The organism is Usitatibacter rugosus (assembly GCF_013003965.1).
Taxonomy (GTDB): Bacteria; Pseudomonadota; Gammaproteobacteria; order Burkholderiales; family Usitatibacteraceae; genus Usitatibacter; species Usitatibacter rugosus.
In genome coordinates, this window is record NZ_CP053069.1 from 3,307,603 (window position 1) to 3,329,971 (window position 22,369).

A 22,369-nucleotide genomic window follows, 5' to 3' on the forward strand; every position below is an offset into this window, starting at 1 on the left:
GGTTTTGTTCTGGCCCCTTTATTCTTGGTTCCATGAGACCGCTCACGCAAACGTATGGGATGCCGGAGGTGGAGAAGCTGCTCCGCCTTCCGCGCACCACGATCCGCGCGCTCATCGATGCGGGGTTCGTGACGCCGACGCGCGGTGAGCGTAACGCGATGCGATTCTCGTTCCAGGACCTCATCGTCCTGCGCACCGCCCAGTCCCTCGTCGATTCCAAAGTCCCGCAACGCCGCATCGTGAAAGCGTTGAAGGGGCTACGCGCGAGCCTCCCCGCATCGATGCCGCTCTCGGGTCTCAGCATCGGAGCCGAAGGCGACAAGGTCGTCGTTCGCGAAGGCCGCAAGCGCTGGCAGGCGGATTCCGGGCAGTACCTCCTCGGCTTCGAAGGCGACCCGGAAGCCGGAACGCTGGGCGTGGTCGAGCGCAAGCCCGAGCTCGCCGGAGCCGTGGCGGAAGTCGTCGAGGGCGACCTCGATCCCGCCGAGGACTGGTATGCGACCGCAGTCTCCATGGAAGCCGAAGGCAACACGGAAGGTGCGGTCCGTGCCTATGGAAGAGCGATCGCATCGAACCAACGCCACGCCGACGCCTACCTCAACCTCGGCCGCCTGCTGCACGAGATCGGATATCTCCCCGAGGCCGAGAAGATCTACCGCGTCGGCGTGAAGGCTTGCCCGGCCGTGGCGCTGATCCAGTACAACCTCGGCGTGTTGATGGAAGATCGCCGCCGCCGCCCCGAAGCGATCGCCGCGTACCTTGGTGCGTTGAAGATCGATCCGAACCTCGCGGACGGCCACTACAACATCGCGCTCCTCTACGAAGCCGTGGGCAAGGACCGCGAGGCGATCCGCCACATGGCCCACTACCGCAAGCTGGTCCGCTAGCGTGTCGGCGATCAGCGTCTCCGAGCAGCAGGGCGTCCGCTACCTGCACTTCGGCTCCGCGCTCGTGCAGGGCGCGATGCGCATCGCCCGCCCCTACGGCCTCGAGCTCGAGTACACGCGCGACATGATGCTGCCGCTGATGCTGCGCGGCTCCGCCCGCTGGCCCGCGAGCGTGCTGCAGATCGGCCTGGGCTCGGCGTCGATCACGAAGTTCCTGCACAAGCATCGCCCCGAAACGCGCCTCGTCGTGGTCGAGCTGCGCGAGGACGTGCTCGCCGTATCGCGCCAGTACTTCAAGCTGCCGGACGAATCGCCGATGCTTCGCATCGAGATCGCCGACGGCTTCGACTACCTCGCAAGGCAGAGAAAGCCCTTCGACTGGATCATCGTCGACGGCTTCGACGGCGACGGTCACGCGGGAGCCCTCGACTCCGCGCCCTTCTATCACAACGCCCGCGCCCACCTCACCGCGAACGGCATGATCTCCGTGAACCTCGTCGGCCCGCGCCTGAAGCAGAAGACCGCGCGCGAGCGGATCGCCCACGCTTTCGAAAACCGGATGATCACCACCGAGCGCGAAGGCGACGCGAACCTCATTCTCGTCGCGGCGCTCGGCGAGCCGATCGAGGTGCGCATGCTCAAGTTGCGGACCGCGGGCGCCGCGCTGCAGAAGGAAACCGGCGTGGATTTCGGGGCCACCGTGGAACGCGCGCTGGGGAAGCGCGCAACATCCGGAGAGCCGCTGAAGCTGTGACGCCTTCGACTCGCGACGAAGGTCTACCGCGAGAAGAAGGTCAGCACGGCGAGCGGCAGTAGCAGGCACGGCCAGTACTTCACCGGAAAGTAGAAGGCCGACGCATCCTCGCCGAACGCCCCGTGGAGCAGGAACATCAGCACGCCGGAAACCGCCAGGCCCGCCGATGTGCCGATGGGCCCCAGCGCCTTCCCTGCGCCCACGATGATGAGCGCCACCAGCAGCGCCGCCCAGTGCCCGTTGCCTTTCCAGATGAACATGCTTCCCCTTTACTCCTCGTTGTCTTCGACGGCGCCCACGTCCATCCCGTCGTACGACTCGATGCCGAAGCGATCGGCGATCGCGTAGAAATGCTGGTTGCGCTCATGCAGGGAAGCCGGCGTGTGCTTCTCCACCTTCTCCACGTGGAGGAAGTACGTCGTCTCGTCGTCCGTCTGGTAGAGCGCGACTTCACGATAACCAGCGCGAACCAACTCGTCGCGTACCGGAGCCAGCTTCTTCTTGTCCTTGTCTGTGAAGAAGTAGCCCCACAGCAGCTCGTCTTCGACATCGAGCTCCTCGCCCATGCGAGCGAAGAGATCCTCCAGTTGCGACAGCGTGATCGGCAGGCCCTTCACCGAGCTAGCTCCGGACCTCGACGATCCCGACGACCTCGCAGCCGAGGACGCGGCCCAACTCGTCTTCCTGCTCGGGCGTGAGCGCAGGGTTGTCGCCCGGATCGCGGATCGTCAGCACGAAGCGCGCGAACGCGGCCCCGTCGCCAAGATCCAGGTCGCCGGCCTTCACCTCGGCGCCGCAGCACGGCATCTCGACGACCTCCGCGACGGGATCGTCGGAATCCTCGAGCTGCACCTCGAAGAGCGTCCACCACGTCTCCCCGTCGTCGTCTTCGTCGAGGTCCCAGCGCTCGACGCTCTCGCCGCACTCCGGGCACTTGAGCGTCTCCCACCCATCGCGGGCGGTGAACAGCTTGGGAGTCTCGGAGTCCTCTTCATCGACGCCGTGCTGGCGATCCGGATAGAAGCTCTCCATCAGCTCCGCGGCGGCTTCAACGGCGTCGGGCTCGGGAACGAAGTTGCGGTCCTTCGGTACGACGAGAATCGAAAACTCGGCCATGTCTAGCCCTCCACGCTCATAGGTCCACCTCGAAGTGTGCGCGTCCGCCCTTCTCTTCCAGTGACACAAGCATCGCCCGGAGCTTGCCGAGTACCGCAACGACCTTACGCTTCGACGGCAGTCGCTCGGCCGGATTCTCCACGGCCGAAATCAGGGCCTCGATCACAGGCACGAGCTCACCGGCGGGCACGCTGGCGCTTTCACCCTCCTCGTCGAGCGCGATGAAGCTGGAGAGCGCCTTGTGACCGAGTGACTCGGCCAGCTTATCGAGCTTCGTCCAGGCCTTGCCGAGCTCGCGCGCATCTTCGTCGTCCAGCTCATTGGCAGGATAGCTGACGAAAAACATGGCTCGGGTCGAGGTCCGCAGCGTCGCGATGGCCTCTCGCTGCCGCTCGCGCATCTCGGATTCGAAGCTCTTGTCACCCACGGCTGCGATCCACGCCCGTGCGAAGCGCTCTTCATGCTCTTGGATGACGCGAGCGCCTTCCACCATGTCGGGCGTATGGTCCTTCACCATCAGGCGCTGCGAAACGAGCACGTACGCGAAGGACGTGCGGGCGTGCATCTTGAGCACGCCTTCGGCATCCGGCTGTCGCAGGTACAGGGTCGCGACGCTCTCATCCTGGCTGGCCTTGTCCGGCATCATCGCGTTGATGGCGGCCACCCGCGACTTCGAGTAAATCTCTCCGCGGGCATGGCGCTTGGCAACGGCTTCCTGCGTGTGAGTGTCGCGGTGCCGCATGAGGGCGGAGCGCAACTCGATCAACCGTTCGATCTTGCCCCGCTGAAGCCCGGCAGGTGCCTTCTCGAGCGCGATGGCCAACGCCCGCTCCTCCATGTAATAGCTGAGCGAGACATCAATGGGCGGTTCGGTATCCGGGCTTGCCGTCACGGGTATTTCTCGAGAAGCGGCATTTTACCGTTCGCCATCTCGTACCTCGCCTCCCCGCCCTCGTCACGGACATACGTCCAGCCCGCCGCTCGATAGAACCGCTCCGCGCGAGTATTCACGCCGGTCGTGAGCCACAAGCGATCGCATCCCTGGGCGAAGAGCCAGGAAACCATCACGGCATGGAGGATGCGGCCGTAGCCGCGGCGCTCGTGGTCGGGGTGGACGAAGAGCGCCCAGATGTTGCCGTCGAGGGTGCCGAAGGCGAAGCCGGTCATGACGCCCTCGGCCTCGATCACCCAGCCCTGGCCGAGCTTCTCGATGACTTCGACGTAGTCGGACTCGCCGACTTTGGAGGTGAGAATGTTCTCGCGCACCGCGAGGCGGATGCGGTGCATCGCGGGGATGTCCTCCCGCGTGGCGATTCTCAGAACCGGCTGGGCTCCCGTCTTCACGGGAGCGACTTTACGCGGCCTTCCGGACCTTGGCTGCCTTGGGCGCGGCCGGGAATACCGTCATCGCCTGGTCCACCGTGGACATCAGGGTCTTGCGCGCGGCCCCGTCGCGAGCCATCTGCGCCATGCCGTTGGTGATGGTGGCGTAGAAGTCGGCGAGCGCCCCGGCATCCGTGCCTTCCGGCACGTCGCCCTCGGTGATGCCCTGCTTGATGCGCTGGCGCATGTGCTCGCGCGCCTCCGCCCTTTTCTTGGTGAGGACGGCGTTCAGCCCCGGCGACGCGTTGGCCGCGGTGAAGAACGCGACCATCAGCATGCAGCCGCGCGGGTGGCCGGCGCCGGAGAGGAGATCGGCCTTGAAGCGCAGGTAGGTCTCGACGGCGGCCCGGGCGGTGGGCTGCTGGGGGCACATCTGGTCGCTGCGCGAGGAGGCGTACTGCTCGATGGTCGCGAGGAAGAGCTTCTCCTTGTCGCCAAAAGCGGCATAGAGGCTGGGCGGATTGATGCCCATGGCCTCGGTGAGGTCGCTGATGGAGGCGGCCTCGTAGCCCTTCGTCCAGAAAACCTCCATCGCGGCGTTCAGCGCGGCTTCGCGGTCGAACGAGCGGGGACGGCCCCGGGCCTTCTTCGGCTGTGTGGCCTCCGAGCCACCGCCGATTGTGCTTGCCTTTTTCATAGTGATCGATATTAAATAAGGTTGTCGCGTCTTGCAAGACCTTACCGCAATCGGGGTTTTGCAGGTGAAACCGAATTGCGGCACCGGATCCGGCCCTCCTTTAAACCCCGTCCATCCCATCTCGGGCGTGTTCTGTCCTATTTCCATAGCTATCGCTAAATAAATCCTTGACAGTGGTGTCTTGAACCGTTCAGAATCCGTTCAATTGTGTAACGGACGATACAGAACAGGAGATCAAGACATGCCCGCCACCCTCAAGCGCCGCCCCCTCGCGGCAGCCCTCGCCGCCATCGCCGTCACGGCCCTCACCGCCGGCGTCATTCAATACCGCACTCCCCACGCCGCCAACGCCGACGGCCCGCCGCCCGCCACGCCGGTCGCTGTCGCCACCGTCGTCCAGGCCGACGTCAACACGTGGGACGAGTACTCCGGCCGCCTCGAAGCGGTCGAGCGCGTGGATGTCCGCTCGCGTGTCGCCGGCGCCGTCCAGGCCGTCCACTTCCATGAAGGCGCGCTGGTGAAGGCCGGCGACCTATTGATCACCATCGACCCCGCCCCCTTCGCCGCGGACATGGACCGAGCCGAGGCGCAGGTCGTCGCGGCCAAGGCCCGCTTCGCCTACGCGAAGAGCGAGCTGGAGCGCTCCCAGCGCCTCTCCGACGAAAACGCCATTGCCAAGCGCGAGCTGGACGAGCGCGTGAACGCCCGCCAGGAAGCGGAAGCCAACGTGCGGGCCGCCGAAGCCGCGCTGCAATCCGCTCGCCTCAACCTCGGCTACACCCAGGTCCGCGCCCCGGTTTCCGGTCGCGTCGGCCGGCTCGAAGTGACGGTCGGCAACCTCGTCCCCGCAGGTCCCAGCGCCCCGGTCCTCACCACGCTCGTCTCGGTGAGCCCGATCTACGCCAGCTTCGACGCGGACGAGCAAGCGGTCCTGCGCGCGCTGGACGAAATCGGCGGCACCACCGCCCGCGGCAAGCTCGAAACCATCCCCGTGATGATGGGTACCTCGGCCGGAGCCGACGCCACCATCAAAGGACGGCTGCAGCTCGTGGACAACCAGGTGAACGCGAAGAGCGGCACCGTCCGCGTGCGCGCCATCTTCGACAACGTGGACGGCCGCCTCATCCCCGGCCAGTTCGCGCAGCTGAAGCTGGGCCGCGCCAAGGCCACGCCCGCGATCCTCATCAACGACCGCGCGGTCGGCACGGACCAGAGCAAGCGCTTCGTGCTGGTGGTGGGCGACGACAACAAGGCCGCCTACCGCGAGGTGTCGCTCGGCTCGAACGTGGACGGGCTTCGCATCGTCACCGCGGGCCTGAAGCCCAACGAACGCATCGTCGTGAACGGCCTGCAGCGCGTGCGGCCCGGTGCGACCGTGGCACCCCAACCTGCACAGATGGCCACCGTCGCCAGTCGTTGACTGGATCCCCGCCTTCGCGGGGATGACGTCGTCACTCCCGCGAAGGCGGGAGTCCAGCAATAAAAGGAGTCACAGAACATGAATTTCTCCAAATTCTTCATCGACCGCCCCATTTTCGCGGGCGTGCTCTCCACCCTCATCCTGCTGGGCGGCTTCATCGCCATGTGGGTGCTGCCGATCGCGGAGTATCCCGAGGTCGTGCCGCCGTCGGTCGTGGTGCGCGCCAACTATCCGGGCGCCAACCCGAAGGTGATCGCCGAGACGGTGGCCACCCCGCTCGAGGAATCGATCAACGGCGTCGAGAACATGCTCTACATGGGCAGCCAGGCCACGAGTGACGGTCGCCTCACGCTCACCGTCACCTTCAAGCTCGGCACGGATCCGGACAAGGCGCAGCAGCTCGTGCAGAACCGCATCTCGCAGGCCGAGCCCCGGCTGCCGGAAGAAGTGCGGCGCCTCGGCGTCACCACCGCCAAGGGCGCGACCGACCTCACGATGGTCGTCCACCTGACCTCGCCCAACGAGCGGTACGACATGACGTACCTGCGCAACTACGCGGTCCTCAACGTGAAGGACCGCATCGCGCGCATCGACGGCGTGGGCCAGGTGCAGCTCTTCGGCTCGGGCGACTACTCGATGCGCGTGTGGCTGGACCCGCGAAAGACCGCCGAACGCGGGCTTTCGGCCGGCGATGTCGTGCGCGCCATCCGCGAGCAGAACGTGCAAGCCGCGGCCGGCGTGATCGGCGCCTCGCCCAGCGGCACGGGTGTCGACGTGCAGCTCAACATCAATGCCCTCGGCCGCCTGCAGAGCGAGGAAGAGTTCGGCGACATCGTGGTGAAGACCGACGCCGGCGGCGCCGTCACGCGACTTCGCGACATCGCCCGCCTCGAGCTCGGCGCGTCCGAGTACGCGCTGCGCTCGCTGCTGAACAACAAGCCCGCGGTCGCCATCCCGGTCTTCGCGGCGCCCAACTCCAACGCGATCCAGATCTCCGACAACGTCCGAGCCACGATGGCCGACATCAAGAAGGCCATGCCCGAAGGCGTGGACTACTCGATCGTCTACGACCCGACGCAGTTCGTGCGCGCTTCGATCAAGGCGGTGGTGAAGACGCTGCTGGAAGCGATCCTGCTCGTAGTCCTGGTCGTGATCCTCTTCCTGCAGACGTGGAGAGCCTCCATCATCCCGCTGCTCGCCGTGCCGGTGTCGGTGATCGGCACGTTCGCGGTGCTGCACCTCTTCGGCTTCTCGATCAACGCGCTGTCGCTCTTCGGCCTGGTGCTGGCGATCGGCATCGTGGTGGACGACGCGATCGTCGTAGTGGAAAACGTCGAGCGCAACATCGAAGCCGGCCTCTCGCCGCGCGATGCCACCTATCGAGCCATGAAGGAAGTGACCGGGCCGATCATCGCGATCGCCCTCGTGCTCGTGGCGGTGTTCGTGCCGATGGCCTTCATCAGCGGACTCTCGGGCCAGTTCTACAAGCAGTTCGCGCTCACCATCGCCATCTCCACGGTGATCTCGGCGGTGAACTCGCTCACGCTCTCGCCCGCGCTCTCCGCGCTGCTGCTGCGCGGCCACGACGCGCCGAAGGATCCGCTCTCCCGCTTCATGGAGCGCTACCTCGGCTGGCTCTTCCGCGGCTTCAACAAGGTGTTCAAGCGCGGCTCGACGGCCTACTCCGGTGGCCTCACGAAGACGCTCGGCCGCAAGACCGTGATGCTCGCCGTTTATGGCGTCATCGTCGTCGCCACGGCCGGCCTCTTCAAGGCGGTGCCGGACGGGTTCGTGCCGAGCCAGGACAAGCAATACCTGATCGGCTTCGCGCAACTTCCGGACGGCGCCTCGCTCGACCGCACCGAGGACGTGATCCGCAAGATGGGCGACATCATGCTGAAGCAGCCGGGTGTCGAGAACGCGGTCGCCTTCCCCGGTCTCTCGATCAACGGCTTCACCAACAGCTCCAACTCCGGGATCGTCTTCGCGGCGCTGAAGCCCTTCGACGAGCGCAAGTCCGCGGAGCTTTCGGGCAACGCGATCGCCGGGGCGCTCAACCAGAAGTTCGCCGCCATCCCGGAAGCCTTCATCGCCATCTTCCCGCCGCCGCCGGTCCAGGGGCTCGGGACCACGGGCGGGTTCAAGCTGCAGATCGAGGACCGCGCGTCGCTCGGTTATGACGAACTCGACAAGGCCACGAAGGCGTTCCTGATGAAGGCGTGGCAGACGAAGGAGCTGGCCGGCGTGTTCTCGAGCTTCCAGGTGAACTCCCCCCAGCTCTTCGCCGACATCGACCGCACCAAGGCGCGGCAGCTCGGCGTGCCGTTGACCGAGGTGTTCGACACGATGCAGATCTACCTCGGCAGCCTGTACGTGAACGACTTCAACCGCTTCGGCCGGACGTATTCCGTGCGCGTGCAGGCCGACGCGCCGTTCCGGGCGCAGGCCGAGGATGTCGGGACTCTCAAGGTCCGCACCAACTCGGGTGAAATGGTGCCGCTGTCGGCGCTGATGAAGGTGCGGCCCAGCAACGGGCCGGAGCGTGCCATGCGCTACAACGGCTTCCTCGCGGCGGACGTGAGTGGCCGCGCCGCTCCCGGCTATTCGTCGGGCCAGGCCCAGGACGCGATCGCGCGCATCGCCGCCGAGACGCTGCCCCCGGGCATCAGCTTCGAGTGGACGGAGACCGCGTACCAGGAGGAGCTCGCCGGCAACACGATGGTGTGGGTGCTGCCGTTGTCGATCCTGCTCGTGTTCCTCGTGCTCGCGGCCCTGTACGAGAGCCTCACGCTGCCGCTGGCCATCATCCTGATCGTGCCGGCCGCGATCCTGGGCGCGATGCTCGGCGTCTGGTTCACGCACGGCGACAACAACATCTTCACGCAGATCGGCCTGATGGTGCTGGTGGGGCTCTCGGCGAAGAACGCGATCCTGATCGTGGAGTTCGCGCGAGAGCTGGAGTTTGCCGGGAAGTCGCCGGTGGCCGCGGCGCTCGAGGCCAGTCGCCTCCGGCTGCGTCCGATCCTGATGACGTCTGCCGCGTTCGTGATGGGCGTCGTGCCTCTCGCCTTCGCGACGGGCGCGGGCTCCGAGATGCGCAGGGCGATGGGTACGGCTGTGTTCTCCGGAATGATCGGCGTCACGATCCTCGGGCTCTTCCTCACACCGCTGTTCTACGTGCTGCTGCGCGCCGCGACGAAGAATCGCCCGCTCAAGCAGCACGGCGAAGTGCCGCACGACGTGGAAGCGTTCGCCGGCGCCAACGACTAAGGAGAAACGACATGCATGCCCTTTCCCGCAAGTTCCGCCGCCCCGTGCCCGACATCGCCGAGGTCGCCAACGACCGCTACGAGATCGCCGACGCTCTGCACCGCTTCGCCGCGGGGCAGGACCTTCGCGAGCGCGACCTGCTCGCCTCGGCCTTCACGCTGGACGCCTCGCTCGACTTCACGCAGCCGGCGCGCAAGTTCGGCGTCGAGATGCCGGTGCTGCGCGGCAGCGACCAGATCGTCGTGGCGTTGAACCGCGCGCTCGCCGACATCGACACCACGCACACGGTCTCCAACACGCGCATCGCCATCGACGAGAACTCCGCGGAGCTCTTCGCGCTCGTCGAGGCGCAGCACCTGCCGCGCGAAGACCATGCCCGCAACCTGCTGCTGAAGAATTTCTATCGCGCCGCGCTGATCCGCAGCGGCTCGACGTGGAAGATCTGGCAGCTTCGCATCGAGAACGCCTGGCATCGCGGCGATCCCTCGGTGCTGTTCCATGGAGCCAAGGCATGAACACGAGAACCGTCAGCCGCTTCGCCGTCGCGACGCTCGTCGCTGCGGTGATGGCCGCCTGCGCGACCGTCCCCGACATCGACGCGTCGCAATTCCCGCAGGCACCCGCGCAGTTCAAGGAACAGGCCGCGTACAAGGACCAAGGCAAGTGGACCGTCGTGAATCCGTCGACGACGCCGGCCCGTACGGATTGGTGGAAGGCCTTCGACGATCCGGTGCTGGACGAGCTGATTGAACGCGCGAACCGCAACAACGCGAGTATCCAGGCTTCCGCAGCACGGCTCGCGCAGGCTCGCGCCCTTGCCCGCATCACCGATGCGGATCGTTATCCGCAGCTCGGCGTCGGCGCTGGTGTCGGCCGCGTGGGCGGTGTGTTCGAAGGCACGAACGGTCCCGCGCGCTCCTTCGGCACCGTGGGCGCCAACCTGGGTTACGAGCTCGATCTGTTCGGCAAGCTCTCGCGCGGTAGCGAGGCTGCACGCCTCGATGCCCGTGCGCAGGCGAGCCTGCTCGTGAGCACGCAACTGCTGGTGCAGGCCGATGTGGCCCAGGCTTATCTCGCGCTCCGTGCTTTGGATGACGAACGCACGATCGTGCGCGAAACGATTGCCGCCTATCGCGGAACCCTCGATCTCACGGAACGCCGCTATCGCGCCGGGGATGTCGCGGAACTGGACGTCGCTCGTGCCCGCACGGAGGTCGCTGCGACCGAGGCGGATCTCCTGGCGATCGAACGTCGACGCACGGAGGTGGAGCACATCCTCGCCGTGCTGGTCGGTGAAGTCGCCTCGAACTTCGATGTCTCGTCCGGTGCGTGGAAGACCGCGCTGCCGCGCATTCCTGCCGGCGTGCCCTCGACCGTGCTCGCCCGGCGTCCCGACGTGGCGGCCGCCCAGGACCGGATGCTCGCAGCCCAGCAGCGGGCCGGTGTTGCGCGCGCCGCGTGGTTCCCGGATGTGTCGCTCACGGCGAACGCGGGCTATGCGTCTTCGGAGCTGTCGGACGTCTTCAAGTGGTCGGCGCGTGCGTGGGGCATCGGTGCGCTGTTGTCGCTGCCAGTATTCGACGGCGGGCGGCGCGACGCGGGCGTGAAGAACGCGGACGCGATCCTCGATGAAAACGCGGCGAAGTATCGCGAGCAGGTGCTGGTGGCTTTCCGCGATGTGGAGGACCAGCTCTCCGCGCTGCGGCTGCTCTCCGAGCAGGCCGAGGCGCAGGATCGCGCGGTCTCGTCCGCGGCTCGAGCCACGGCGCTTTCCGATGCGCGCTATCGCAACGGCTTCGTGAGCCAGCTGGACCTCCTCGATTCGCAGCGGTCCGAGCTGCGCAATCGGCGCCAGGCGCTGCAGGTGCGCTCGGCCCAGTACCAGGCCACCGTCGGACTCGTGCGCGCCCTCGGAGGCGGCTGGGAGGTGAACACGTGAACCGCTACGACGACAGTGGCCCGCTGGTCGGCATGCTCGTCGCCATCGTCGCGCTCGCCATCCTCCTCCTCGCGTGACGAATAAAGGGCGTCCGAATAAAGGGGTCAGGACAACTTATTCGAAAAAAGAAGCGTACGAATAAGTTGTCCTGACCCCTTTATTCAGTCTGCCCCCTATATTCGTTTCATGCGGCGCGTGCATGCGAACGATGAGAACTTGTCCGGGCAGCCTTCGATGATTTCCTGTTAGCCTCGACCGATGGCATCGACACTCGACCGCAGGGCCTGGATCATCACCCTCTCCGCCGCCGCGATCCTCATGGTCACCATGGGCGCACGGCAGTCGCAGGGGCTGTTTGTCTCGCCGCTCAACACGAGCACGGGCCTGGGCATTGCGACCATCAGCTTCGCGCTCGCCATCGGCCAGTTCGCATGGGGCGCGGTGCAACCGGTCGCGGGCGCACTGTCGGACCGCTATGGTCCCGGCCCGGTGCTCATCGGGGGCATCCTGCTGCTCGCATTCGGCATGGCGGTGACGCCGTTCCTCGCCGGGACGGGGTTCGGGCTCATGGTCTCGTTGGGGATTCTCGCGGCGGTCGGCTCGGGCGCCGGGAGCTTCTCGGTGCTGATCAGCGCCGCGGCGCAACGCCTTTCCCCGGAAGCGCGCGGCACGGCCTCGGGCGTGATCAACGCCGGCGGATCCTTCGGCCAGTTCGTGTTCGCGCCGATCGTACAGAAGCTGATCCAGCTCTTTGGCTGGATGGGCTCGATGTGGGGAGTCGCATTGCTCACGTTGGCCGCGCTGCCGCTCGTGGGGGCGGTCGCCACGAAGACGTTGGTGCCCAAGGCCGCGCCCGAAGAAGGCGGCCTGTGGAAGGCGGTGCGCGGCTCGATGAGCGACCGCAGTTATCTGCTGCTGCACCTCGGCTTCTTCACCTGCGGCTTCCACATCGCGTTCCTGGTGACGCACCTTCCGGGCGAGGTGAACCTCTGCGGGCTGCCGCCGACGGTCGCATCGTGGTCGATCGCGATCATCGGCCTTTCGAACATCGTCGGCAGCCTGCTTGCGGGCGCGTCGGTCTCGCGCTTCCGCAGCAAGTACGTGCTCGCGGCGATGTACGGGTCGCGCGCGCTGCTGATCGGGGCTTATCTCCTCGCGCCCAAGACGACCACGACCTTCTATCTTTTCGCTGCCGGCCTCGGCCTCACGTGGCTCGCCACCGTTCCGCCCACCGCCGCGATCGTCGGGAAGCTCTTCGGCATCCGCTATCTCGCGACCCTCTTCGGCCTCACGCTGCTCTCGCACCAGATCGGCGGCTTCCTGGGTGCGTACCTCGGCGGCCTCGCGTTCACCGCGTTCGGCGACTACAACTGGATGTGGTACGCGGACATGGCGCTCGCCGCCATGGCAGCCGTGATCAACCTGCCGATCAAGGAAGCACCGATCCCTCCTCGAGCAGTCCCCGCGTAACGGTCAGACCAATAAAGGGGTCAGACCACTTCATTCATTGCCCTGTCGAATAAAGTGGTCTGACCCCTTTATTGGTTTGGCCTATTTCTTCGCAGCGGCTCGGCAGGCGGTGCGGGTGCGCTCGACGATGAGGTCGGCGAGGAAGGCAGCGTCGCGGCCGGGGAATTCCGGATCGGCGTGCGAGAGATAGAGCTGGCCCATCAACTCCGTGTTCGATCGGAGTGGCAGGCGCTTCAGCGTGCCGTCGCGGAGCTCGTCGCGGATCACGTCGTCGGGAACCCAGGCGAAGCCGAGCCCCATCACCAGCGCGCGGATCTGCGTGGCCTTGGTGCTCACCGTCCAGCGCAGCTCGACGCCGCTTACGTCGACCGTGCGATTGGCCCCGGTGTCGCGGATGAAGATACGGCGATGGCGCTTGAGGTCCCGGTCGGTGAGCTTGCGGCCGAGCTTGTGCAAGGGGTGGTCGGGGCTCGCGACGGCGACACCGCGGATGGGTGTCAGCGCCGTCGCTCCCGGTCCCGCCTCCGGACCGATGGCGATATCCACGCGGCCGTCGGCCAGCATTTCCCGGGTGCCGGTGATCACCGTCTCGTACACCTCGATGCGCGTGGCCGGACGCGTCTTCGCGAACTCCTGCAGGCACTCGAGCAGCAGCCACGTCGGGAAGACGATCTCCACGGCGATGCGGATCTCGGGTTGCCAGTCCTCGGCCATCTCGGCGGCGCCGCGCTCCAGGGCCTGCGCCTCCTCGAGCAGCGTCTTCGCCCGCCGGTAGAGGACGTGGCCGGCATCGGTCAGCACGGCCTTCCGCCCGTGGATCTCGAACACCTTCACGTCGAGCAGGCGCTGGATCTGCTGCACGGCATACGTGATGGTCGATTGGCTCTTGTGCAGCGTCCCGGCCGCCTGCGCATAACCGCCGCTTTCGACGACCGCCTGCAGCGCTCTCCATTGCTCGAGGGTGATGCGGGGGACAGGGCTGGCCATATATCGACTCAATCGATGGATTAGGCCGAATTATTGCGCTTTTTTATCGGCTGGGTAAATCATAAAGTGGTCCCCATCGAACACGCACACCCGGGACAAGACCATGACGACCCTCCTCCAACTGAACACCAGCCTCTTCTCCACCGGCGGACAGTCGAGCCAGCTCGCGAACGCCTTCGTGGCGGATTGGAAAGATGCGAACCCGGACTCCAACGTCGTCGTGCGCGATCTCGCCACGAACCCGGTTCCGCACCTGACGGGCGAACGTTTCCAGGCCTTCCTCACCAAGCCCGAGGACCGCACCGAAGCGCAGAACCGCGAGGCCGCCGTTTCTGACGAGCTCGTCGCCCAGCTGCAGGCCGCGGACGTCCTCGTGATCGGCCTGCCGCTCTACAACTACGGCGTGCCGTCCACGCTCAAGGCCTACTTCGACCACGTGGCGCGCGCGGGCATCACCTTCCGCTACACCGCGACCGGCCCCGAGGGCCTGCTGAAAGGCAAGAAGGCGTACCTCTTCGCGACGCGCGGCGGCGTGCATGCCGGCTTCCCGCGCGATACGCAAACGGGGCACGTGCGCGACTTCCTCGCGTTCCTCGGCATCACGGACGTCGAGTTCATCTACGCCGAGGGGCTGGCGATGGGAGATGCGGTCGCGAAGCCCGCGCTCGAGAAAGCTACTCTCGCCGCGCACCGCCTCGCCTCTCGCGTCGCCGAGACTCGGCTGGCGGCCTGAGAAGCAAAACCCGGGTCAGAGTGGAGTTTTCGGCGGTGCAAGAACTCCACTCTGACCCGGGTTTTGTCTTATTCAATCTTGAGCAGTGCCGAATCGATGTCCCGGACGTCGCCCGGTCTCACCAGCCGGGCGATTTCCTTTCCGTCCTTGAGGAAGACGAGCGTGGGCCACAGCGTCACCCCGAAGGAGCGGCCGAGGGGCTCACCCTTCCCGTCTTCCACCTTCACGCGGCGGATCCCGGCGTGGTCCTCCAGCGCCTCCTCGACCAGGCGCTCGGCACGCGCGCAATGGCCGCACCAGTTCGTGCCGAACTGCAGCAGCGTGGATCCGGGGAGCCGGTCGATCGACTCGCGGGAAGGTTGTTCCGGTGAATAGTCCATGGATTAAATGGGGTCAGACTCCATTCAATGCTGCCCGACAACTCTAAATGGAGTCTGACCCCATTCATTGGCGGGGAATGTCTCCAATGGAGTCTGACCCCATTGAATAGTTCTTGACAGGGACGGGAGTTAATTTCACTGTTTGGTTAATTAACTCGATGGTAAAGCCATGAACCCCGACCGCCTGAGCGCCACCTTCGCCGCCCTGGCCGACCCCACGCGCAGGGCCATCCTCGCCCGGCTCGCCCAGGGCCAAGCCTCGGTGACCGAGCTGGCCGAGCCCTTCGACATGACCATGCCTGCCGTCACCAAGCACCTGAAGGTGCTGGAGAGCGCCGGCCTCGTGACGCGGGCGCGGGAAGCCCAGTGGCGCCCCTGTCACCTGAACCCTGCGCCGCTGAAGGACGCCAACGCGTGGATCGAGGAGTATCGAAAGCTGTGGGAGAAGCGCCTCGACCGCCTCGCCGCCTACCTAGACCGCATTCAATCGCAAGCGAAACCCAAGGAGAAAGCCCGTGCAACCCGCAAGAAGAAATAGCCTCCTCGCCGCAGCCCTCGTGGCCGTGGCATTCCCGTTCGCCGTCGCCGCGGCACCCACCGTCTACAAGGTGGATTCCGACCATACCTTCCCCAGCCTCGAGTTCAACCACATGGGCATCTCCATCTGGCGCGGGAAGTTCGACCGCACGAGCGGCACCATCGTGCTCGACCGCGAGAAGAAGACCGGCACGGTCGACCTCGCGATCGATCCCGCGAGCATCAACTTCGGCCTGAAATCGATGTACGTGCACGCCACGGGCGAGGACTGGTTCGACATCGCCAAGTACCCGACCGCCACTTACAAGGGCGCGATCACCTTCACCGGCGACAAGCCCACGGGCGTGGACGGCACGCTGGTCTTCCGCGGCGTGACGACCAAGGTGCCGCTCACCATCAACCTCTTCGGCTGCGTCCCGCATCCGATGCTCAAGAAGGAGCAATGCGGCGCGGATGCCAGCGGCGAGGTGAACTGGGGCCAGTTCGGCATGAAGCACAGCGAGTACGCGAAGGGCGATGCCGGACGCGTGACGCTGCGCATCCAGGTCGAGGCCATGAAGCAGGACTGAAAACCAATAAAGGGGTCAGACCACTTCATTCGCGCTTCATGCGAATGAAGTGGTCTGACCCCTTTATTGCCCTTATTGGACTTAAGCGGCGGCTTCGATCGGGGACGGCGCCAGCGCCGTGGCGATGGCGTCGTCGACGGTCTCGACCCAGACGATGGTGAGCTGGGCCCGCGCGTCGGCCGGGATCTCCTCCAGGTCGCGGCGGTTGCGCGACGGCAGCATCACCGTCGTGATCCCAGCCCGCAGCGCGGCCAGCACCTTCTCCTTCACGCCGCCGATCGGCAGCACCAGGCCCCGCAGCGAGATCTCGCCCGTCATCGCGACATCGCTACGGACCGGGCGACCGGTCAACAGCGAAGACAATGCCGTGAACATGGCCACCCCTGCGGAAGGCCCATCCTTCGGCGTCGCGCCCGCGGGCACGTGCACGTGGATGTCCGACTTCTCGAGCAGCCCCGCCTCGATGCCCATCTGCGTGGAGCGCGCCTTCACCAGCGAGAGCGCAGCCTGCGCGCTCTCCTTCATGACGTCGCCGAGTTGACCCGTGAGAATCAGCTTCCCGCTACCCGGCATGCGCGCCGCCTCGATGAAGAGGATGTCGCCACCCACCGGCGTCCACGCGAGGCCCGTCGCCACGCCCGGAATGCCCGAGCGCATCGCGGTCTCCGCCTCGTACTTCAACGGCCCGAGGATCGACGCGAGATCCGCAGCATCCACCTTGACGTGCTCCGCCTGCCCTTCGGCGATGCGAACCGCCACATGGCGCACGACGTTGCCGATCTCGCGCTCGAGGTTGCGAACGCCCGCCTCGCGCGTGTAGTCCGCGATGATGGATTCCAGCGCCGCGTCGGTGATCTCGGCCTGCTCCGCCTTGATGCCCGACGAGGAGAGTTGCCGGTCCACGAGGTACTTCCGCGCGATCTGCAGCTTCTCCGCCTGCGTGTAGCCCGGAAGCTGGATCACTTCCATGCGGTCGCGCAACGGACCGGGAATCGTGTCGAGCACGTTCGCCGTGGCAATGAACAGCACCTTCGACAAGTCGAAAGGCACCGCGAGGTAGTTGTCGCGGAACGTCGAGTTCTGCTCGGGATCCAGCACCTCGAGCAACGCGCTCGAAGGATCTCCGTGGAAGCCGCCACCGCCGAGCTTGTCCACCTCGTCCAGCATCATCACCGTGTGCTTCGACTCGGCCTTCTTCAGCGCCTGGATGATGTTGCCCGGCAGCGAGCCGATGTACGTGCGACGGTGGCCGCGGATCTCGGCTTCGTCGTGCACGCCGCCCAGGCTCACGCGCTGGAACTGGCGGCCCGTCGCTTTCGCGATGCTCTGGCCGAGCGAAGTCTTGCCGACGCCCGGAGGACCGACGAAGCAAAGGATCGGGCTCTTCCCCGTGGGATTGAGCTTGCGAACCGCGAGGTATTCCATGATGCGGCGCTTGATCTTCTCGAGGCCGTAGTGGTCGTCGTCCAGCACCTTGCGGGCGGTGACGAGGTCCACGGACGCCTGCGGCTCGTCCTTCCACGGCAGCTCCACCAGCCAGTCGAGGTACGTGCGGATCATCCCGGACTCGGCGCCGCCACCCTGCATGCGCTGCAGGCGCTTCAGCTCCTTGCGGGCGTGCTTCTCCACGTCCTCGGGCATCTTCGCCTCGGTGATCGCCTTGTCCAGCTCTTCCAGCTCGGCGCTGTCCTCGTCGTCGCCCTCGCCCAGCTCCTTCTGGATGCTGCGCATCTGTTCACGCAGCAAGTGCTTGCGGTTCGCGTCGCCGATCGACTCGCGCGTCTTCTCCTCGATGTCGCGCGAGACCTTCAGCACCTCGATGCGGTGCGAAAGAAGATCCAGCAAGCGATCGAGGCGGCGCGTGAGGTCGAACGTCTCCAGCAAGCCCTGCTTGTCCTCGGGGCTCGCGTCCATGAGGCCGGAGATGAAGTCGGCGAGCTGCGCCGGCTTGTCGTGGCCCTGCAGCGCCGTGCCCACTTCCTCGGGCACGTTCGGCAGGAGTTGGATCACCTCGAGCGCGCGCTGGCGAAGCGCGCGGGCACGCCCCTCCACCTCGGGATCGTGGCGATCGGGCTCGTCGACCAACTGCACGCGCGCGACGGTGAACGGATAGCCCTCGAGGAACTGCAGCACGCGGAAGCGCTGCGTGCCCTTCACGATGGCATGGTGCGAGCCGTCCTGGCCCGTGATGTAGCGAACGATGGTCGCGTGCGTGCCGACGGTGTAGAGGTCCTCGGGCATCGGCTCGTCGGCTTCGGCGTTCTTCTGCAGCAGGAGGCCGATCGGGCGCTGCAGGCGCACGGCTTCCTGCACCGCGGCGAGCGAGCGCTCGCGGCCGATGGAGACGGGCGCCACGATGCCGGGGAACAGCACGATGTTTCGCACCGGGAGGATCAGCATCGCGTCCTCGGGCAGTGGCGGATACGACACGTTGCCGTGCGAGGGGCGTGAGGATTCGTTCGAGCCCGCGTCGCGGGCGGCGTCGGCGTGGAGCGGAATCGGTTCGTTCTGGGTCATGTCTCTTCTTTCCTTAACCCGCCCTGCGAAGGCGCAGGACGAGGCATCCATGGGACAGCTCTTGCGGGCCCAGCTCCCACAGGCCCTCGGGCAGCGGTATGCGGCGCTCGAAGATGCCGTAGGGAATCTCCAGCTGGCGGATCGCACCGCGGCGCGCGGCCGGCGGCAGCTCGCGCTCGGCCCGCACCCACAGGGCGCCGGGCTCGCTCGCGATTTCCACGCGGTCGGCGGAAACGCCGGGCAGCGCCACGACGATCACCGCATCGCGGCCATCGACGAAGACGTCCGCGGGCGGCTCCCAGTTCGCCTGGGCTCGGGCCCCGGTGCCCAGCCGGAAGAACTGCTGGTGCATTCGCTCCGCCTGGGCCATGAGGTCCAGCGCGTGGGCCCACATCCCGTCAACGGGATCGTGCTTTCGATACATCGGATTCCTCCATTTCCCTTGAGATAGGGACGATTCGGGAGGGATTCAACCGGGTGGCGCCTAGCCCGCTTTCCGCAAGCCTTCGCGGACAGCTTCGAGCTCCGGGCAATCGACGTCCTGCCCGCCCCGTTTGAGAGCCTCGCGCGCTTGCTCCGCAAGGGCCAGGTAGCGCGCGTGCTGGGCGGCAAGCTCTTCCTCGTCCATCTCCTCCAGGTCTAGGATCGCGTTGTGCGAGCCCTGCGTGGCGCGAATGATCTCGTCCAGCTTGATGTGCATCGCCTGCGTGTCGCGGTTCTGCGTGTTCTGGATGAGGAAGACCATCAGGAAGGTGACGACGGTGGTGGCCGTGTTGATCACGAGCTGCCACGTGTCGCTATAGCCGAAGATGGGGCCGGTGAGCGCCCACGCAACCACCAGGCCCACGGCGAGCGCGAACGTGGAGGCACGGCCCGTCCATCCGGAGAGGCCGCGCGCAAACGCGGGAAACCACGCGCGTGTCTTCATCGACGCATGGTCCGTGTCCGCCCGCCTCGTCACAATCGGACTCGGGGCGCCGTCCTTGTCGGAGGGAACCTACGCGCGCGCGGGATCGGCAGCGGCGGATGCGCCCAGGCGCGAGCGGAACTGGCCGCGCACCAGCCACAGGCTGAAGAGCGCCTGGAGCGTGGCCGTGGCGACCGAGAGCAGCCAGAGTTGGCGCAACTGGAAGCCCGGCTGGTGGGAGAGCCAGAACGCGAGCACCACGAAGACCGAAACGCGGCCGCCCATGCTGAGCAGCGAGGGCCACGTGTTGCCGAGCCCCTGGAACGTGCTCGAGCACGTGAAGACGATGCCCATCGCGATGAAGTTCCAGGAGATCACGCGCAGGAACGTGGCGGTGACCTCCACGACCGCGGGGTCGCTCGTGAAGATGTGCGCCATCGACTCGGCCTCGAACTGGCACGCGAGCGTGATCGCCAGCATGATCAGGGCGCTCGCGATCGCCGAGACGCGGAAGGTCTCGCGCACGCGCCCGGCGTGCTTCGCTCCGTAGTTCTGCCCGACGATCGGCGCCGCCGCGAACGCCACGGCCATCGCCGGCAGGAAGATCATCTGGTTGATGCGCGAGCCGATGCCGAAGCCCGCCTGCGCCTCGGGGCCGAAGGTCCCCGCGATGCCGTAGACGGTGCCCGTGAAGACGGCCATCGCCGCGAACTCTCCGCCCGCGGGCACGCCGATGGAGAGCAGGCGCTTCCACGTTGCAAGCCGCGGCGCCCACTGCGAGGGGTCGAAGCGCACGTACTTCTCGAGGCGCACGAAGTAGACCGCCAGGACGACATTGCCGGCGAGCGTGGCGATCGACGTGGCGAGGCCCGCGCCCGCGACACCGAGCGCGTGGCCCGTCCCCCAGCCCGCGATGAGGACCGGCGCGAGAGCGGCGTTCAGCAGGACGGTGAGCATCTGCACGACCATCGTCGGCTTCACGATGCCCGTGCCGCGCAACGCGGAGCCCATCACCACCATCGGGAACTGCAGCGCGAGTCCCGGCAGGAACCAATACAGGAATGTCGTCCCGGCCTGCGCGGTGGCCGCATCCGCACCGAGCATCGTCATGTAAGGGCCGGACAGCGCGTAGCCGCCGAGGATTGTCGCCGCGGCCATCCACGCGCCCATGCCCACCGACTGATTGAAGACCAGGTTGGCTTCGGGTTGATCCTTGCGACCGACGGCCTGCGAAACCAGTGCGCCGGTGCCGACCCCGAGCGCCTGCGTGAGCGCGAAGACGACGAACATCACGTTGCCCGCGGTGCCGACCCCGGCCAGCGCGGCATTGCCCAGGCGCGCGACGAAATAGAGGTCGATGAAGAAGTAGAGCGTCTGCAGCAGCATGCCGGCCGCGATCGGCACCGACATCGCCACCACATGCTTGGGGATCGGACCCTGCGTGAGGTCCCTCATCGCGCGGCGAGGGTTTCGGCGGCTCCCGCGCGCGCCTGCTTGGCCGAGCCCTTGCGGTGCAGGTCCTGCCACAGGCCGTCGCCCTTCCTCTCGAAGAGCGTCGCGGCGTCGGCGCGTACAAGTACCCACCCTCCGCGGGCGACTTCGGCCTCGAGCTGGCCGAATCCCCAACCCGCGTAGCCCGCGAAGAAACGGATGTCCTTCGGCGAGAGCTTGCGAGCGAGGAGCGAGCGGATCGCATCGCGATCCATCGTCATGTAGACGCCCTCCATCACCTCGACGGAGAGCGGCGGCGGGTTCTTGGCGCGGAACACCACGATCACCTGCTCGGCCGACACCGGCCCGCCGAAGTAGACGAGCTCACTCTTCAGCGACGCCACGCCCGAATCCGGGATCGCCTTCTCCACCGTGATGCCCGTGGGCCGGTTGATGATCACGCCGATCGGCGTCGGCCCGATGCGGTGCGTGACGAGGACGACGGCGTCGCGGAAGAAGGGATCGCGCGAGCCTTTCTGCGCGACGAGGAAGATCGAGCTGAGCGCGCCCGGCGGTTCCTGTGCGTCCTGCGCCATCGCGGGCACGGCAAAGCAGAGGAACACGAAGGCCAGGACACGAAGCATCCGGCCAGCCTACAACAATTAGGGTCTGACCCTAATTACTTGCGGAGGTCGGCGGTGATCTTGCCGAAGGTGGGCGTCTCGGCTTCGTGCGGAAGGTCGCGCCATTTCTCGGCGAGGCCGGCGGCGTACCACTCCTTCATGCCCTTGAGCTCCAGGACGCGCTTCACGTAGTCCGCCGCGGGCTTCGGCAACGGCAGGCCGTAGGTCTGGAAGCGGAAGGCGACCGGCGCGAAGAACGCATCCACGGCCGTGAACGTGGGACCGGCGAGGAACGGGCCGCCGAAACGCTGCAGGCCCTCGCTCCAAAGTGCTCCGATACGATCCACGTCCTTCTGCAGCTCGGGCGTCACCTTGTGCAGCTCGACGCGCAGGCCCACCGACATGGAGCAGACGTTTCGCAGGTTGCCGAAGCCCGCGTGCATTTCAGAGGCGGCGCTGCGCGCCCAGGCGCGCGCCTTCGCATCCTTCGGCCACACGCCCTCATGCCGCTCGGCCAGGTACTCGCAGATCGCGAGCGATTCCCACACGCGCTCGCTGCCGTCGTGCAGGCAGGGAACCTTGGCGGTGGGGGAGATGCTCGAGAAGGCGGGGAAGCCCGGTTCGTTGAACGGGATGAGGATCTCGTTGAACGGGATCCCCAGCTCGCGCATGAGGATCCACGGGCGCAGCGACCAGGACGAGTAGTTCTTGTTGCCGATGTAGAGGGTGTACATGCGCCCATCATACGGGCGGGGTCGCGGAGCGCGCCAACGACAAGATTTAGCAACGCTTGTGAAACGCGCTCACGC

General features: G+C 66.4%; 24 protein-coding genes. 10 read left to right on the top strand and 14 right to left on the bottom strand.

The window, feature by feature from the left end; all coding sequences use genetic code 11:
- Nucleotides 1-32: 32 nt before the first annotated feature.
- Nucleotides 33-887 carry a tetratricopeptide repeat protein gene (locus DSM104443_RS15600; RefSeq protein ID WP_171093827.1) on the top strand — a complete coding sequence of 285 codons (855 nt, stop codon included), beginning with the start codon at nucleotides 33-35 and terminating at the stop codon, nucleotides 885-887.
- A gap of 1 nt (nucleotide 888) precedes the next feature.
- Complete coding sequence (locus DSM104443_RS15605; protein WP_171093829.1) at nucleotides 889-1,641, top strand: spermine/spermidine synthase domain-containing protein; 753 nt, start codon at nucleotides 889-891, stop codon at nucleotides 1,639-1,641.
- 23 nt (nucleotides 1,642-1,664) lie between these two features.
- Here DSM104443_RS15605 and DSM104443_RS15610 read toward each other — a convergent pair whose 3' ends face one another.
- Genes DSM104443_RS15610 through DSM104443_RS15635 form a run of 6 tightly spaced genes read right to left on the bottom strand, consistent with a single transcriptional unit; the run spans nucleotide 1,665 to nucleotide 4,777 of the window.
- Complete coding sequence (locus DSM104443_RS15610) at nucleotides 1,665-1,901, bottom strand: hypothetical protein (protein ID WP_171093831.1); 237 nt, start codon at nucleotides 1,899-1,901, stop codon at nucleotides 1,665-1,667.
- 9 nt (nucleotides 1,902-1,910) lie between these two features.
- Nucleotides 1,911-2,258, bottom strand: a complete 348-nt coding sequence (locus DSM104443_RS15615) for a ribonuclease E inhibitor RraB (RefSeq protein ID WP_171093833.1) — start codon at nucleotides 2,256-2,258, stop codon at nucleotides 1,911-1,913.
- A gap of 4 nt (nucleotides 2,259-2,262) precedes the next feature.
- Nucleotides 2,263-2,757 (bottom strand): hypothetical protein, encoded by a 495-nt coding sequence (locus tag DSM104443_RS15620; protein WP_171093835.1) that lies wholly within the window; start codon nucleotides 2,755-2,757, stop codon nucleotides 2,263-2,265.
- Between the two features lie 16 nt (nucleotides 2,758-2,773).
- Complete coding sequence (locus DSM104443_RS15625) at nucleotides 2,774-3,649, bottom strand: hypothetical protein (protein ID WP_171093837.1); 876 nt, start codon at nucleotides 3,647-3,649, stop codon at nucleotides 2,774-2,776.
- Nucleotides 3,646-4,101, bottom strand: a complete 456-nt coding sequence (locus DSM104443_RS15630; RefSeq protein WP_171093839.1) for a GNAT family N-acetyltransferase — start codon at nucleotides 4,099-4,101, stop codon at nucleotides 3,646-3,648. The genes DSM104443_RS15625 and DSM104443_RS15630 overlap by 4 nt, the downstream gene beginning before the upstream one ends.
- Nucleotides 4,102-4,111: 10 nt before the next feature.
- Nucleotides 4,112-4,777 (bottom strand): TetR/AcrR family transcriptional regulator, encoded by a 666-nt coding sequence (locus tag DSM104443_RS15635; protein WP_171093841.1) that lies wholly within the window; start codon nucleotides 4,775-4,777, stop codon nucleotides 4,112-4,114.
- A gap of 241 nt (nucleotides 4,778-5,018) precedes the next feature.
- Between DSM104443_RS15635 and DSM104443_RS15640 the strand changes: the two genes are divergently transcribed.
- From DSM104443_RS15640 to DSM104443_RS15660, 5 genes are all read left to right on the top strand, one after another.
- Complete coding sequence (locus tag DSM104443_RS15640) at nucleotides 5,019-6,197, top strand: efflux RND transporter periplasmic adaptor subunit (protein WP_171093843.1); 1,179 nt, start codon at nucleotides 5,019-5,021, stop codon at nucleotides 6,195-6,197.
- Between the two features lie 78 nt (nucleotides 6,198-6,275).
- Nucleotides 6,276-9,467, top strand: coding sequence for an efflux RND transporter permease subunit (locus DSM104443_RS15645; protein WP_171093846.1), 3,192 nt, complete (start codon nucleotides 6,276-6,278; stop codon nucleotides 9,465-9,467).
- Nucleotides 9,468-9,478: 11 nt separating this feature from the next.
- Complete coding sequence (locus DSM104443_RS15650; protein WP_171093848.1) at nucleotides 9,479-9,982, top strand: nuclear transport factor 2 family protein; 504 nt, start codon at nucleotides 9,479-9,481, stop codon at nucleotides 9,980-9,982.
- A complete protein-coding gene (locus DSM104443_RS15655; protein WP_171093851.1) occupies nucleotides 9,979-11,406 on the top strand; it encodes an efflux transporter outer membrane subunit in 1,428 nt (475 codons plus the stop codon). Before DSM104443_RS15650 ends, DSM104443_RS15655 begins: the two co-directional genes overlap by 4 nt.
- Before the next feature lie 258 nt (nucleotides 11,407-11,664).
- Nucleotides 11,665-12,876: an MFS transporter gene (locus tag DSM104443_RS15660; protein ID WP_171093852.1), complete on the top strand. Its 1,212-nt coding sequence runs from the start codon at nucleotides 11,665-11,667 to the stop codon at nucleotides 12,874-12,876.
- Nucleotides 12,877-12,957: 81 nt separating this feature from the next.
- Here DSM104443_RS15660 and DSM104443_RS15665 read toward each other — a convergent pair whose 3' ends face one another.
- Nucleotides 12,958-13,863: a LysR family transcriptional regulator gene (locus tag DSM104443_RS15665; RefSeq protein ID WP_171093854.1), complete on the bottom strand. Its 906-nt coding sequence runs from the start codon at nucleotides 13,861-13,863 to the stop codon at nucleotides 12,958-12,960.
- A 103-nt stretch (nucleotides 13,864-13,966) separates the two neighbouring features.
- Between DSM104443_RS15665 and DSM104443_RS15670 the strand changes: the two genes are divergently transcribed.
- Nucleotides 13,967-14,596, top strand: a complete 630-nt coding sequence (locus DSM104443_RS15670) for an FMN-dependent NADH-azoreductase (RefSeq protein WP_171093856.1) — start codon at nucleotides 13,967-13,969, stop codon at nucleotides 14,594-14,596.
- A gap of 68 nt (nucleotides 14,597-14,664) precedes the next feature.
- On the opposite strand, the gene DSM104443_RS15675 is transcribed toward DSM104443_RS15670, so the two are convergent.
- Entirely contained in the window at nucleotides 14,665-14,976 is a 312-nt protein-coding gene (locus tag DSM104443_RS15675; RefSeq protein ID WP_171093858.1) for a thioredoxin family protein, read from the bottom strand.
- Nucleotides 14,977-15,145: 169 nt separating this feature from the next.
- Between DSM104443_RS15675 and DSM104443_RS15680 the strand changes: the two genes are divergently transcribed.
- Together DSM104443_RS15680 and DSM104443_RS15685 are read left to right on the top strand one after the other, a co-directional pair.
- Nucleotides 15,146-15,514, top strand: a complete 369-nt coding sequence (locus DSM104443_RS15680; protein ID WP_171093860.1) for an ArsR/SmtB family transcription factor — start codon at nucleotides 15,146-15,148, stop codon at nucleotides 15,512-15,514.
- Entirely contained in the window at nucleotides 15,492-16,082 is a 591-nt protein-coding gene (locus DSM104443_RS15685) for a YceI family protein (RefSeq protein ID WP_171093862.1), read from the top strand. Before DSM104443_RS15680 ends, DSM104443_RS15685 begins: the two co-directional genes overlap by 23 nt.
- 81 nt (nucleotides 16,083-16,163) lie before the next feature.
- On the opposite strand, the gene lon is transcribed toward DSM104443_RS15685, so the two are convergent.
- From lon to DSM104443_RS15715, 6 genes are all read right to left on the bottom strand, one after another.
- Nucleotides 16,164-18,599: an endopeptidase La gene (gene lon / locus DSM104443_RS15690; RefSeq protein ID WP_171093864.1), complete on the bottom strand. Its 2,436-nt coding sequence runs from the start codon at nucleotides 18,597-18,599 to the stop codon at nucleotides 16,164-16,166.
- A gap of 13 nt (nucleotides 18,600-18,612) precedes the next feature.
- A complete protein-coding gene (locus DSM104443_RS15695) occupies nucleotides 18,613-19,023 on the bottom strand; it encodes an Hsp20/alpha crystallin family protein (protein ID WP_171093866.1) in 411 nt (136 codons plus the stop codon).
- A gap of 60 nt (nucleotides 19,024-19,083) precedes the next feature.
- Nucleotides 19,084-19,527: a low affinity iron permease family protein gene (locus DSM104443_RS15700; RefSeq protein WP_171093868.1), complete on the bottom strand. Its 444-nt coding sequence runs from the start codon at nucleotides 19,525-19,527 to the stop codon at nucleotides 19,084-19,086.
- A gap of 69 nt (nucleotides 19,528-19,596) precedes the next feature.
- Nucleotides 19,597-20,961: an MATE family efflux transporter gene (locus DSM104443_RS15705; RefSeq protein ID WP_171093870.1), complete on the bottom strand. Its 1,365-nt coding sequence runs from the start codon at nucleotides 20,959-20,961 to the stop codon at nucleotides 19,597-19,599.
- Nucleotides 20,958-21,581 carry a YqgE/AlgH family protein gene (locus DSM104443_RS15710; protein ID WP_171093871.1) on the bottom strand — a complete coding sequence of 208 codons (624 nt, stop codon included), beginning with the start codon at nucleotides 21,579-21,581 and terminating at the stop codon, nucleotides 20,958-20,960. Before DSM104443_RS15710 ends, DSM104443_RS15705 begins: the two co-directional genes overlap by 4 nt.
- Before the next feature lie 35 nt (nucleotides 21,582-21,616).
- Nucleotides 21,617-22,294, bottom strand: coding sequence for a glutathione S-transferase family protein (locus DSM104443_RS15715; RefSeq protein WP_171093873.1), 678 nt, complete (start codon nucleotides 22,292-22,294; stop codon nucleotides 21,617-21,619).
- Nucleotides 22,295-22,369: the final 75 nt, after the last annotated feature.